The 12,864-nt window shown below is 69.1% G+C and carries 11 protein-coding genes; 4 read left to right on the top strand and 7 right to left on the bottom strand.

The genetic code is table 11. The annotated features are described in order from the left end of the window. Nucleotides 1–29 precede the first annotated feature (29 nt). A complete protein-coding gene (locus AC2D80_RS12615) occupies nucleotides 30–680 on the top strand; it encodes an MBL fold metallo-hydrolase (RefSeq protein ID WP_484633378.1) in 651 nt (216 codons plus the stop codon). A 30-nt stretch (nucleotides 681–710) separates the two neighbouring features. Here the strand turns inward: AC2D80_RS12615 and AC2D80_RS12610 are convergent, their stop codons facing one another. Continuing rightward, nucleotides 711–1,616, bottom strand: a complete 906-nt coding sequence (locus tag AC2D80_RS12610) for a M48 family metallopeptidase (RefSeq protein ID WP_484633582.1) — start codon at nucleotides 1,614–1,616, stop codon at nucleotides 711–713. 58 nt (nucleotides 1,617–1,674) lie between these two features. Here AC2D80_RS12610 and AC2D80_RS12605 point away from each other — a divergent pair, with 58 nt between their 5' ends. From AC2D80_RS12605 to AC2D80_RS12595, 3 genes are all read left to right on the top strand, one after another. Further along, nucleotides 1,675–3,033, top strand: a complete 1,359-nt coding sequence (locus tag AC2D80_RS12605; RefSeq protein ID WP_484633377.1) for an AmpG family muropeptide MFS transporter — start codon at nucleotides 1,675–1,677, stop codon at nucleotides 3,031–3,033. A 100-nt stretch (nucleotides 3,034–3,133) separates the two neighbouring features. Then, nucleotides 3,134–3,850: a response regulator transcription factor gene (locus tag AC2D80_RS12600; RefSeq protein ID WP_484633376.1), complete on the top strand. Its 717-nt coding sequence runs from the start codon at nucleotides 3,134–3,136 to the stop codon at nucleotides 3,848–3,850. 48 nt (nucleotides 3,851–3,898) lie between these two features. Continuing rightward, a complete protein-coding gene (locus AC2D80_RS12595; RefSeq protein WP_484633375.1) occupies nucleotides 3,899–5,155 on the top strand; it encodes a HAMP domain-containing sensor histidine kinase in 1,257 nt (418 codons plus the stop codon). A 223-nt stretch (nucleotides 5,156–5,378) separates the two neighbouring features. Here AC2D80_RS12595 and AC2D80_RS12590 read toward each other — a convergent pair whose 3' ends face one another. The 6 genes from AC2D80_RS12590 to AC2D80_RS12565 are packed head-to-tail and all read right to left on the bottom strand — an operon-like array spanning nucleotide 5,379 to nucleotide 12,802. Then, nucleotides 5,379–7,265 (bottom strand): polysaccharide biosynthesis protein, encoded by a 1,887-nt coding sequence (locus tag AC2D80_RS12590; RefSeq protein ID WP_484633374.1) that lies wholly within the window; start codon nucleotides 7,263–7,265, stop codon nucleotides 5,379–5,381. Between the two features lie 59 nt (nucleotides 7,266–7,324). Next, complete coding sequence (locus AC2D80_RS12585; RefSeq protein ID WP_484633373.1) at nucleotides 7,325–8,554, bottom strand: DegT/DnrJ/EryC1/StrS family aminotransferase; 1,230 nt, start codon at nucleotides 8,552–8,554, stop codon at nucleotides 7,325–7,327. A 26-nt stretch (nucleotides 8,555–8,580) separates the two neighbouring features. Beyond that, the gene (locus AC2D80_RS12580; RefSeq protein WP_484633372.1) at nucleotides 8,581–9,198 is read right to left on the bottom strand and encodes an acetyltransferase; all 618 of its coding nucleotides are present in this window, start codon (nucleotides 9,196–9,198) and stop codon (nucleotides 8,581–8,583) included. After that, on the bottom strand, nucleotides 9,195–9,788 hold the full coding sequence (locus AC2D80_RS12575) for a sugar transferase (RefSeq protein WP_484633371.1): 594 nt from the start codon (nucleotides 9,786–9,788) through the stop codon (nucleotides 9,195–9,197). Before AC2D80_RS12575 ends, AC2D80_RS12580 begins: the two co-directional genes overlap by 4 nt. Further along, nucleotides 9,772–11,043, bottom strand: a complete 1,272-nt coding sequence (locus AC2D80_RS12570) for a glycosyltransferase family 4 protein (protein WP_484633370.1) — start codon at nucleotides 11,041–11,043, stop codon at nucleotides 9,772–9,774. Before AC2D80_RS12570 ends, AC2D80_RS12575 begins: the two co-directional genes overlap by 17 nt. 10 nt (nucleotides 11,044–11,053) lie before the next feature. Next, nucleotides 11,054–12,802: a glucosamine 6-phosphate synthetase gene (locus AC2D80_RS12565; RefSeq protein WP_484633369.1), complete on the bottom strand. Its 1,749-nt coding sequence runs from the start codon at nucleotides 12,800–12,802 to the stop codon at nucleotides 11,054–11,056. Nucleotides 12,803–12,864: the final 62 nt, after the last annotated feature.

Raw genomic sequence — 12,864 nt, 5'->3', positions numbered from 1 at the left:
GCCGCGCCCCGCTGCCCCGCCTGCCCGCCATGCTTCGCTACCTCACCATCCCCGTCACCGCCTTCGCGCAAAACTGCTCGCTCGTCTGGTGCGACGAAACCCGGGACGCGGCCGTCATCGACCCGGGCGGCGACATTGACCGTCTGACCGACGAAGCCCGCCGGCTCGGCCTGAAGCTCACCGCCATCTGGCTCACCCACGCGCACATCGACCACGCCGGCGGCACGGCGGCGTTGGCCGAGCGGCTGTCGCTGCCCATCGTCGGGCCGCACCCCGGCGACCGCTTCTGGATCGAGGGCCTGCCGCAGCAAAGCGCGATGTTCGGCTTCCCGCCGGCCGACACCTTCGAGCCGACGCGCTGGCTGGCCGACGGCGACACGGTGCAGGTTGGCCGCTGCACGCTGGCCGTGCGCCACTGCCCGGGCCACACGCCGGGCCACGTGGTCTTTTATTCGCCCGAGGCGCGGCGCGCGTTCGTGGGGGATGTGCTGTTTGTCGGCAGCATCGGCCGCACCGACTTCCCCGGCGGCAACCACGCCGAACTGCTGGCCAGCATCCGCGAGCGCCTCTGGCCGATGGGCGACGACACGGTGTTCATCCCGGGCCACGGCCCGGAGGGCACGTTCGGCGAGGAGCGCCGGTTCAACCCCTACGTGGGCGAGCGCGGCGGCGCCGGCTGAGCGGCGCTGGACTGAGCGGAACGACGGGGCTCAGCCCTTGCGCGCCTGTTCGTACAGGTGCTGCACCTTGGGCAGGTTGGCTTCGAGGTCGCGGATGCGGTTGGGCCCGCTGGGGTGGGTGGACAAGAACCCCGGGCCGGCACCGCCGCCGGCGGCGGTCATCTTCTGCCACAGCGTGACGCTGGCGCGCGGTGCGTAGGCCGAGCGCGCCGCCAGCTCCAGACCCACGAGATCCGCTTCGGTTTCGTCGTCGCGGCTGTATTTCAGGCTCAGCAGTTGCGTGCCGAGGTTGGCCGCCACGTCCCCGAACTGACCCAGACCGAGCAGCTGCGCTGCGATCGACAGGCCGATGCCGGTGGCGTTGGTCTTGGCCACGCGCTCGCGGGCGTGTTCGCGCAGCGCGTGGGCCATTTCGTGGCCCATGATCATGGCCGCCTCATCGTCGCTCAGCTTGAGCTGGTCGAGGATGCCGGTGTAGAAGGCGATCTTGCCGCCGGGCATGCAGAAGGCGTTGAGCTGGTCGCTGCGGATGAGGTTGACCTCCCAGCGCCAGCCGCGCGCGCGGTCGTTCCAGGGCTGGGCGTGCGGGATCAGCCGCCGCGCCATGCCGCGCAGCCGCTGCACCTGCGGATCGCTGTCGGGCAGGAGCACGCGTTTGGCGCTGGCCTCGCCCATCATCTGGCTGTATTGCTGCGCCGCGGCGCGCTCCAGGTCTTCCGCCGGAACGAGGCCGCGGATGGCCGAGGACTTGCCCACGTCCACCTGGGCCACGGCCGGCTCCAGCGCGGCGGCACCCGCGGCCAGGAGGAAGGCGCGGCGCGGCTGCCACGGGCCCGCGCGGGTGCCACGGGAGGCGCCCTCGGCGGGGATGGCGGGCGCCGAGGCGGCGTGGTCGGCGCCGAGGGCGCGGGCTTTGAGGTCGCAGAGCAGGCACATGCGGAAATAATAGACAAAGCCACCGCGCCGCGCGTGGCGTTCCACCGCCGCCGATCCGATGCCCCCGTCTGCCGAACCGATTGACCGCCCCAGCTGGGGCCAGACGCTGCGCGTCTACCTGGAGCCCGCCAGCCTGCGCATGTTTGCGCTGGGCTTTTCGGCCGGCCTGCCCTTGCTGCTGGTGCTGGGCACGCTGAGTTTTCGCCTGCGCGAGGCGGGCCTGGACCGCACCACCATCGGCTACCTGAGCTGGGTCGGTCTGGCTTACGGCTTCAAGTGGTGCTGGGCGCCGCTGGTTGACCGCCTGCCGCTGCCCGGCCTCACCCGCGCGCTGGGGCGGCGTCGCAGCTGGCTGCTGGTGTCGCAGCTGGCGATCGTGGCGGCGCTCGTTGGCATGGCATTGGCCGATCCGCGACACCAGCTGGATCTCGTGGTGTGGTGCGCGCTGGCGGTGGCGTTCGCCTCGGCCACGCAGGACATCGCGCTCGACGCCTTCCGCATCGAATCGGCCGACGCACAGCGCCAGGGCGCGCTGGCCGCGACCTACCAGACCGGCTACCGGCTGGCGATGATCTGGGCGGGCGCCGGCGTGTTGTGGATCGCCGCGCGCGCAGAGGTGGCGGTGGCGCCGGCCGCGCCGGGCATGCCGGTGGTCCCGGGCGCGCTGTACCAGCAGGCGGCGTGGACGACGGCGTATCTGGTGATGGCTGCGAGCATGGCGGTGGGGGTGGTCACCGTGTTGCTGTCGCGCGAGCCGGCGCGCGTGGAACTGCCGCCGGCGCGCAACGCCGCCGAGTGGTTGCGCGGCGCGCTCATCGAGCCCTTCGCCGACTTCCTGCGCCGCCACGGCCGCCACGCGCTGCTGATCCTGGCGCTGATCGGCGTGTACCGCATCAGCGATGTCGTGATGGGCATCATGGCCAACCCGTTCTACGTGGACATGGGTTACACCAAAGACGAGGTCGCCGCGGTGACCAAGGTGTACGGCGTGATCATGACGCTGGTGGGCGCCTTTCTCGGCGGGGCGCTCTCGGTGCGCTGGGGGGTGATGCGGGTGTTGATGCTGGGGGCGGTGCTGTCGGCGGCGAGCAACCTGCTGTTCGCCTGGCTCGCCGGCCACGGCCACGACGTGACCGCGCTGGTCGCGGTGATCTCCGCCGACAACCTGAGTGCCGGCGTCGCGTCCGCGGCCTTCATCGCCTACCTCTCCAGCCTGACCAACGTGAGCTACTCGGCCACGCAATACGCGCTGTTCAGTTCCATGATGCTGCTGGCGCCCAAGTGGCTGGCGGGCTACTCGGGCGCGGTGGTGGACGCGGTGGGTTACGCGCCGTTCTTCACCGGCACGGCGCTGCTCGGCCTGCCGGTGCTGCTGCTGATCGCGCTGGCGGCGCGCCACGCGTCCGGCCCACGGTGACGTTCGCTGGCCGGCCCCGGGCTGGTCGTGTTTACGGAGCTTTACGAAGGCGCGACGCGGCAGACACCGCCGTTCGGGGGGCGTGGCTACACTGCCGCGCATGAGCACCCCCCGCCTGCTGATGATTGAGGACGACGCGCGTCTGGCGCAGATGGTTGTGGCCTACCTGGGCCAGTCCGGTTACGAAGTGGCCCACGCCGGCGACGGCGAGTCCGGCCTGGAGCAGGTGGCGCTGCATCCGCCGGGTCTCGTCATCCTGGACTTGATGCTGCCCGGCATCGATGGGCTGGAGGTCTGCCGGCGCATCCGCGCGCTGCCGGGCGACGCCGGCCGCACGCCGGTGCTCATGCTCACCGCCAAGGGCGATCCGATGGACCGCATCATCGGCCTGGAGCTCGGCGCCGACGATTACCTGCCCAAGCCCTTCGAGCCGCGCGAGTTGCTGGCGCGTGTGCGCGCGGTGATGCGCCGGCGGGGCGAGGCCGGCGCCGCGGTGGCGCGCACCACCCCGGTTTTGCGCTTTGGCTCGCTGGAGATCGACCGCGACGCCCGCAGCGTCACCATCGCGGGCGATCCGCGGGACCTCACCTCCTACCAGTTCGACCTCCTGGCGGCGATGGCCGAGCGCGCCGGGCGTGTGCTCACCCGCGATCAGATCATGGAGGCGGTGCGCGGCCGTGAGCTGGAGGCCTACGACCGCTCGATCGACGTCCACATCGGCCGCATCCGCAGCGCCATCGAGGCCGACAGCAAAGACCCCAAGCGCATCCTCACCGTGCGCGGCGTGGGCTATGTGTTTGCCAAGCAGCAGGACTGAGCCTCCGCCATCCGCCGCCATTTGCCGCGATCGCCACTGAGCCGCCCCATGGCCATGCCCGGACAACGCCTGTACCTGCGCATCTGGCTCGCCGTGGTGGCGGCGGTGGCCTTGCTCACGCTGATCGTGGGCTGGCTCGCCCAGGAGGCCTTTGAACAGGACCGCGCCGAGCGCGAAGCCCGCGTGACCCGCACGCTCGTGATCCGCGACGCCAGCGGCGCCGTGGTCGGCGAAGCGCCGTCGCGGGCCCACCGCTCACCCGACGGCTGGGAGTTTGCGGTGCGCATGCACGACGGGCAGGAACTCACCGTCGCCTTGCCCCGGCCGGGTCGGCCTCCCGGCGCACCGCCCGGGCCACCGCCGGGCCGCATGGCGGGCTGGCTGCTCACGCCGGCCGGCTTCGCCTGGCTGATCGGGCTGGTGGCCATCGCGGTCGCTCTGGGCGCGTACCCGATCGTGCGCCGCCTGACGCAGCGGCTGGAGGCCCTGCAGCGCGGCGTGGAGCGCTGGGGGGCGGGCGACCTGTCGGTGCGGCTGCCCGTGCAGGGGCGCGACGAGGTGGCCTTCCTGGCCAACCGGTTCAACGCCGCCGCCGAGCGCGTGGAAGCGCTGCTGGCCTCGCACAAGGCGCTGCTGGCCAACGCGTCGCACGAGTTGCGCTCGCCGCTGGCGCGCATCCGGCTGGGGGTGGAGCTTCTCGGGCACGAGGGCCCGACACCGGCGCAGCGGGCCGAGATTGCCCGCAACCTCGCGGAGCTCGACCAGCTCATTGACGAGATCCTGCTGGCCAGCCGCCTGGACCGCGCGCCCACCGACGACCCCGGCGCGCTGGGGCCGCTGGAGCCGGTCGACCTCGTCGGGCTGGCGGCCGAGGAGTGCGCCCGCACGGGCGCCGATCTGGTGGTCGACGGCGAGCCCATGGCGCTGGAAGTGACCGGCGAGGGCCGGCTCCTGCGGCGCGTTCTGCGCAACCTGCTGGAAAACGCCCGCCGCCATGGCCGGGGCGGCACCCAGCCCGGCGATGCGGCGGCGGTGGTCTGCACGCTCGCGCGCCGCGCCGACGCGGTGACGGTGATGGTCGACGACCGCGGCCCCGGCGTGCCAGTGGGGCAGCGCGAGCGGGTCTTCGAACCTTTTTACCGGTTGCCCGGCGCCAGCGAGCGCGAAGGGGGCGTCGGCCTGGGGCTGGCGCTGGTGCGCGGCATCGTGACCCGCCATGGCGGCACCGTCCACGTGACCGACCGCCCGGGCGGCGGGGCACGGTTCGAGGTGCGCTTGCCGGCCGGGCCCGCCGTGGGCCGCTGACCGGCGGGCGCCGGCGCCTGAGCGGCGGTTTTCACCCGAATGGGGGATACTCCCCACCCGTATTCTTAGGCACAATGCATGCGTTGCTGTCACAACATCGCATACCAAAGACCACCCTGTTTGGTGGGTTAAACACCTTTGGATGCCGTCCCGTTTCCAACGACGTCCTTCCAAGGACTTGGGAAAGCCACCCGCGCGGTGGCTTCTTTTTTGGTCTCGCGGTTCACAGCGGCGCCGGCGCGGACGCGTCGGCGGTGTGCAGCCAGTCCACCACCTCACCCACCGGCACATAGCCATGGACCGCCTCGGCCAGCAGCGCGCGGATGGCCGGCACATCCTGTGCCGCCATGGCCGCGTCCAGCCGTGCCAGCAGGTCACGCAGTGCGGGGCCATCGAGCCGGGCTTCCTGTGCGCGGCGGATGCGCGGGTGGTTCGTGGTCTGCGGGTTGTCGCCGATCAGCAGTTCCTCGTAGAGCTTCTCGCCAGGCCGCAGGCCGGTGATGCGGATTTCAATGTCGCCCCAGGGTTCCGCCGCGGTCTTCACCCGGTGGCCGGCCAGCTCAATCATGCGCACCGCGAGGTCGTGGATGCGCACCGGCTCGCCCATGTCGAGCAAGAACACGTCGCCCCCTTCGCCCATGGCCCCGGCCTGGATCACCAGTTGAGCGGCCTCCGGAATGGTCATGAAGTAGCGCGTGATGTCGGGGTGGGTCAGCGTCACCGGCCCGCCCGCGGCGATCTGACGGCGAAACAGCGGCACCACCGAGCCGCTGGAGCCCAGCACATTGCCAAAGCGCACCATGGTGAACACCGTGGGCCCACCCTCGGCCGCCATCGACTGCAGCACCAGCTCGGCCAACCGCTTGCTCGCGCCCATGATGTTGGTCGGACGCACGGCCTTGTCGGTGCTGATCAGCACCACGTGGCGCACGCCGGCGGCCTGGGCGGCGCGCGCTGTCGTCCAGGTGCCCCACACGTTGTTGCGCAGTCCCTGGACCGGGTTGTGCTCCACCAGCGGCACGTGTTTGTAGGCCGCGGCGTGGTACAGCGCGTGCGGGCGCCACGTCTGCAGGATCTGGCCCATGCGCGTGGCGTCCTGCACGTCGGCCAGCAACGGGATCAGCTCCGCGCCGTCCCCGCGCGCCAGCAGCTCCTGGTGGATGCGGTAGAGCGCGAATTCGCTGTGGTCGATCAACAGCAGCTGCCGCGGCTGCAGCCCCGCGATCTGTCGGCACAGCTCGCTGCCGATGCTGCCGCCCGCGCCCGTGACGGCCACCACCTGGCCGCTCACCAGCGCCCGCAGCAGCGCCCCGTCGGGCGCCACCGGCTCCCGGCCGAGCAGGTCTTCGATGTCGAGTTCCTTCACATCGCTGATCGACACCCGGCCCGACGCCAGATCGGCCATCGCCGGCAGCGTGCGCACGTGCAGCGGATAAGGCCGCAGCCGCTCAACAATCGCGCGCCGGGCGGCGCGGGTCACCGAGGGCAAGGCCAGCAACACATCGGTGGCGCCCTGCTCGGCCACCAGCTGCGGCAGCGCGTCGGGCGGGTACACCACGCGGCCATCCAGGCTGTGCCCCTGCAAGCGCGGGTCATCGTCCACAAACCCCAGCAGTCGGTGCTCCCGGCTGCGCGCGAGCGCCGCCGCCATTTGCCGACCCGCGTCGCCCGCACCATAAATCACCACCCCGGGCAGGCCGCGCTGCGCCAGCAAGGTGCGGTACAGGCCGCCCAGCCACACCCGCACCAGCACCCGGCTCAGCCCCACCAGCAGGAACAGCAGGATCGGCTGGATCAAGCCCACCGACCGCGGCACGCCCGGCACGCCCACCGCGGTGAACACCGTGGCATACAGCAGCCCGTACAGCGCCATCGCCTGCGCCAGGCTCAGCGTGGCGTTCCAGCCCGCGTAGCGAAAGATTGCGCGGTACAGCCCGAACTTGACGAACAGCGGAATCGCCAGCACCACCGACCCCGCCACCGCCAGCAGGTACGGCCCCTCCAGCCGCAACCAGACCTCCAGCCGCAGGTACAACGCCAGCCACACCGCCAACCCGCACAAGGCCACGTCCACCGCCACCGCCAGCACGCGCTTGGCGGAGCGGGGCATGCGCAGCAGTTTCAGAGCAACCGCGCCGTGGTCTGTCGTGTCCGATGGCATGGGCGGGTTCAGTCGGTGAAGGCCATGCGCGCCACGCGGGTCAGGGTCTCACAGGTCTTGTCGATCTGCTCCGGCGTGAGCGTGGGATGGACCAAGAGCATGAGGCTGTTTTCGCCGAGCGCCCGAGCGCCCGGCAGGCGCTCGGCGGGGCGCCAGGGCGTGCCGTCAAAAGCCTTCTCCAGATACACCTCCGAGCACGATCCCTGGTAGCAGGGCACGCCGGCCTGCACGACCTCATCGATGATCCTGTCCCTCGTCCATCCCGGGCGCAGCCGCTGAGGCACCACCTGCAGGTAGAGTTTGTAGAACGCGTGCCGACAGTCGCGCGGGCAGGCCTCACCGGTTGGGGCTGGGCAACTCGCGCAGCGACCCGGCGGTCCCATGAGCGGGCCTTGTGGACCCAGCCACGGGCCCAGCGCTTGCAGGATCGCCTGCGCGTGTAGCTGGCGGGCTGCGGTCCACGCGGGAAGCTGTCGAAGCTGAATCCGACCGATCACCGCCTGAAACTCCAGCATGCGCCAGTTGGTGCCGAAGGACTCGTGCAGCCAGCGGAAGCCCGGCGGGTGATCGCGCTCGTACACCGCTGCAAAGCTCTTGCCATGGTCTTTGTAGGCCCACATGGCGCGCCACAAAGCGTCGTCGTTCGTGGTCACCATGCCGCCTTCGCCGCCCGTGGTGAGGATCTTGTCCTGGCAAAAGCTCCATGCCCCCACGTGACCGATCGATCCCACCGACCGCCCCCGGTAGCGGGCTCCATGGGCTTGGGCGCAGTCTTCAATCACCTTCAGGTGGTGCCGCTCAGCCAAGGCCATGATCGGGTCCATGTCGCAAGGCCAGCCGGCCAGATGGACGCAGATCACCGCCCGTGTGCGGGGCGTGAGGACAGCCGCGATGGTATCGGCGGTCAGGTTGCCACTGACCGGATCCACATCGGCGAACACGGGTGTGGCGCCGGCGTTGACGACACAAGACACGCTGGCGATGAAGGTGCGCGGTGTCACCACCACCTCATCGCCGGGGCCGATGCCCAGGGCCTTGAGGGCGACGTCCAAGGCGACGGTGCCATTCGCCAGCGCGATCGCGTGCGGGGTGCCGCACCAGGCGGCAAACTCCCGTTCAAATGTGCGGCAGGCGTCGCCAGTCCAGTAGTTCACGCGGTTGGAGCGCAACATGGCGGCCACGGCCTGCGCCTCTTCCTCGGAGAAGCTGGGCCAGGGAGCGAAAGGCGTGTTCAGCATGGGTCGGATTCCAGGGGCCTTGGGGGTCAGCGCGAGCGGGCTGGCACGCCGACCACGGTGGCGTCGTCCGGCACATCGTTCAGCACCACGGCCCCGGCACCCACCACCACGCGGGAGCCGATGCGCACGCCCTGGCGCACCACCGCACCGATGCCGATCCAGCTGCCCGCTCCCACCTGCACGTTGCCGGCCAGGTGGGCTCCCGGGCTGAGATGGACGGCATCGCCCAACCGGCAGTCGTGGTCCACAGTGGCGCCTGTGTTGATGATGACCGCCTCGCCGAGCTGGCTGTCGACATTCACCACCGAGCCGGCCATCAGGACAGACCCCGCGCCGATGGCGGCGTGCGGACTCCGGCTGGCGGACGGATGGCACAGCACCACCGGCTCCATACCCGCGCGCTGCAGGTCTCGATGACGAGTCAGCCGTGCGGCGTTGTCGCCGATCGCCACCACCACCCCATCGTGACCGGACGCGGCCGCGAGCAGCGCTGCGGCGTCACCCACGACGGGCCAGACTCCGTTGCGTTCATGCCCGGGCCATCGGTCGTCAAAGAAGCGGATCTCGGTCCAGCCGAGGCGCTCAGCGATGTCAGCCACCACCTTGCCGTGGCCGCTCGCTCCGAGGATCGCCAGGCGCTTCATGAGCCGTTCCCGGTGAACTTGGGCATGGTGGCTTCCCCCTCGGCGCTGATGCCGTCGCGGCGCAGCACCTTGCCAACGGTACCGACCAGGATGCGCAGGTCGAGTGCAAACGAGCGGTGATCGACGTACCACACGTCCATCGCGAGACGTTGCTCCCAAGACAGGCGGTTGCGACCGTTGATCTGGGCCCACCCGGTGATGCCCGGCCGGACCTCATGACGCCGCGCCTGTTCGGCGGAATAGAGGGGCAGGTACTCCATGAGCAACGGCCGAGGTCCCACCAGGCTCATGTCACCGCGAACCACATTCCACAACTCGGGGAGCTCGTCCAGGCTGGTGGCCCGCAGGAATCGCCCGAGCGGCGTGAGCCGCTGCGCGTCAGGGAGCAGCCCGCCGTCGGCGTCGCGCGCATCGGTCATGGTGCGGAACTTGATCATGCGGAACGGTCGTCCATGCAGCCCGGGGCGAACCTGCCGAAAAAGCACCGGTCCGCCCAGGCTGACCCGGACCAGCAGGGCCAGCAGCAACAGCGGGGCGCTCAGCAGGGTCAACAGCGACACCGCCACCGCGAGGTCAAACAGGCGCTTCATGGGGTTGGTCGGACGGGGTCTTGGAGCCGTGGACGCCATCTGGGAAAAGGATGGCGAGGTAATCGCGGGCCAGCCGATCGTAGCGCCGGTGGGCCATCAGCCACGACCGGCCGCGCAAGCCCATGGCCGCTCTTTCCGCGCTGGGCAGATCGCGCATCGCCAGGATCGCCTCCCGCAGGCCGCTTGTATCGCCCGCCGGGACGTAGCGGCCGCAGTCAGCCTCGTTGATCATCGACGGGTAGCCGGTGTAGGACGCCACGATCGGTTTGCCCGCCAACATGTAGTCGATGACCTTGTTGAGCGATTGCCCGTAGTCCCAGACGCGGGAGGGATGAACCGCGAAGTACAGCACATCGCAGGCCGCCAGCACCGGTTGGACCAACGCCTTGGGTACCTTGGGCGCAAAGGTGAGATTGGGGAGGTCGGCGTTGTCTGCCATGTAGCTGGCACGCAGGTCGCCGTCGCCCACCAGCAGGAAATGGATGTCTGGCACGTCCCGCAGGGCGCGGGCGCAGTCGAGAAAGGTCTGCAGCGCGTTGGTGATACCGATGCTGCCCACATGGGCAACGATGAACTTTCCATCGGGCAAATAGGCCGATCGGAAGTCGTCCGGCAGCGGAGGCGGTGGGGCCAGCAGCGACTCGTCCACGCCCATGGGGATGCAGTGCACCGGCAAACGCTGCCCCGTGACCGCCGCCACGTGGGCCGCCAGGTTGGGCATCGTACCCACGATCGCATCCGCCCGCCGGTAGGCCAGCTTTTCCAGCCAACCCAGGCCAAGCACCAGCGGGTTGCGCGGGCTGAATCCGCCTTCTTCCACGATGGTGAGCGGCCAGATGTCACGGATCTCAACCACCAGCTTCGCTCCGTAGCGCCAGCGCAGCCACCATCCATTGACCACGGTCAAGAGCGACAGGCTGGACACGATCACCACATCCGGCCTCGGGAACGCCGCTTTGGGCATACGCCACAGCCGCCACTCAAAGTCCAACCAGCTCAAGATGCGTTGGCGCGACTTGGCCACCCGGTACTTGAGCGTGCGCACCCAGCACATCGTCAGACCGTTGACGCGATCCACGCGGTGAGGCGTGGTCAGCACGGGGACTTCAGTGAGCAGGTTGGAATCGGAGGTGATGATGACCGCCTCCACCCCCTCGCGCGCCATCGCCTCCATGAGCAGGTACCCGCGTCCGCCGGCGCTGCTCGCTGCAGGAACGCCAACGTACTTCGACACATACCAGACGCAGGGCTTCATGCGGTGCGGGTCAGAACAGGCGCGGTATGCGGTTCACCACACGGATCACGTCGGTGAAATCCATGCCGACCGCGTCGAGGTACCACTTGATGTTCGGATACCTCGGCTGGTTCTCGTCCTCCACCATCGCCAGCGCTTCCTCGCGCGTCAAATCCCCTTCGCGGACCTGGTTGCTGCGGAAGGTGTCATGTTCGGTGAAGCCCGCGACGGTGTAGTACACGTAGTTGTAGAACGCGGCTGTGCCATCGCCAATGCGCCACGTGGTGTTGGTGTCCGGAGCTCGCTCCCAGTCGTACGCCGCCAGCGCATCGTCGATCTCGCGCTCGTCCCAGCGCCAGTAGTCAAAGATGTGAAAGTAGTCCGATTTTTCGGTGAAGCTGCGGTAGTACTCGCCCGACAGGGTGTCCCACAGCGAACTGTTGAAGTAACCCGGGCTCTTGACCATGGCCTTGAGCCGGAGGAACTGGTAGCGCAGCTGCTTCATCGCCCCATGGGCGTACACGCGCTTCTCTTCAAAATCGGGCGGGACGCCCAGGAAACCCGCCTTGAAGTGCGTGACCTCCAGCGGGTTGATCCCCCACAGGTTCAGGCTGATCCCTGTCTGGCGCTTGATCGTCTCGACGTGCTTGAAAAAGTGTTTGTCCCCTGCCGTCAGGATGCTGATCATCCCCAGGTGGGGCGACTTCAGCCACGCGCCCAGGTTCATGGCGATGTTGTGCCGTTTCTTGGCGATGTCGTCGGCGACGATGATGTTCTCCACGCCCAGAGCCGCTGACATCCGGCTGATGTTGCGTCGCCCCAGGTCAGTCACCATGCCCCAGTCGTAGGTGTACGTCACCGGCTTCATCTTCAGCTCTTTCACGATCAAGTGAAGGCCGTAGCAGCTGTCTCGCCCGCCCGAAAACGGCACGATGCATTCATCACCCTGCGCCCGGCGGTAGGGCTCCACCAGCCGCAGCAGTTCTTCCAGGGGCCGCGGCTTGTTGCGGGGCTTGTAGTGGTGGCAGTAATTGCACACACCTTGGGCGTCGAAACTGATGAATGGCATCGTTTCGGGCAGGATGCATCGTGTGCAGCGCCGGCCACGGTAGGGGCGGTACTCCAGCAGCCGTTCTTCCTCGGTCGCATTGCCCAGCGCCGGAATCAGATCGGGGCGCGCCGCCGCTTTGTCCGACACCACCACGGGCTCTGACGCCGCCGGGATGTCAATGAACACCGCATCACGCACCTGCTGAATGTCCGCGCACCCCAGCTCCTTCAACGGGTGCGCCTCGGAGGCGTACAGCCACGCATCACCCTTGCGCCCCAGGTAAAGACTTCCATTGTTCGAGAACAAGCAAAGCTTCCCCAGCGCCGGTACCACCAATGCGCAGGCCACCACCCCTTCGCAGGCCGCCAGAATGCGCGCCGGCACTTGAGCCAGCGGCACCCCGGCCGCCAGCGCGTCAAGGGCCAGGCCGGTGATGGCTTCCGTGTCGATCTGCAGCTGCCGCTTGACCCGAAGCCCTGGCCACAACGCTTCGTGGTTCACCACGATCCCGTTGTGAAACACACAAACACCGTCGCGCACCACCGGCTGGTTGTCCGCCAGGCCGTTGGTGATCAGCCGGCTATGGCCCAAGACCACGTTGCTGCGGGTGCAGTCGACCTCCTGGAGCAGGCGGGTGATGCGGTAGTCAGCGCGATGGACCTGATAGCGATCGCCCTCGAGCAACATCAGGCCACTCGAGTCCTTGCCGCGCTGCTGCGCGTGGCGCACGAGCGCATCAAGGTCGCTTGATGCAATGGGGTGGGCGCCGACGGCGCCGAAGATTCCGCACA

This window comes from Hydrogenophaga sp. T66, assembly GCF_057219855.1.
This window is presented reverse-complemented; position numbering and strand designations above follow the sequence as displayed.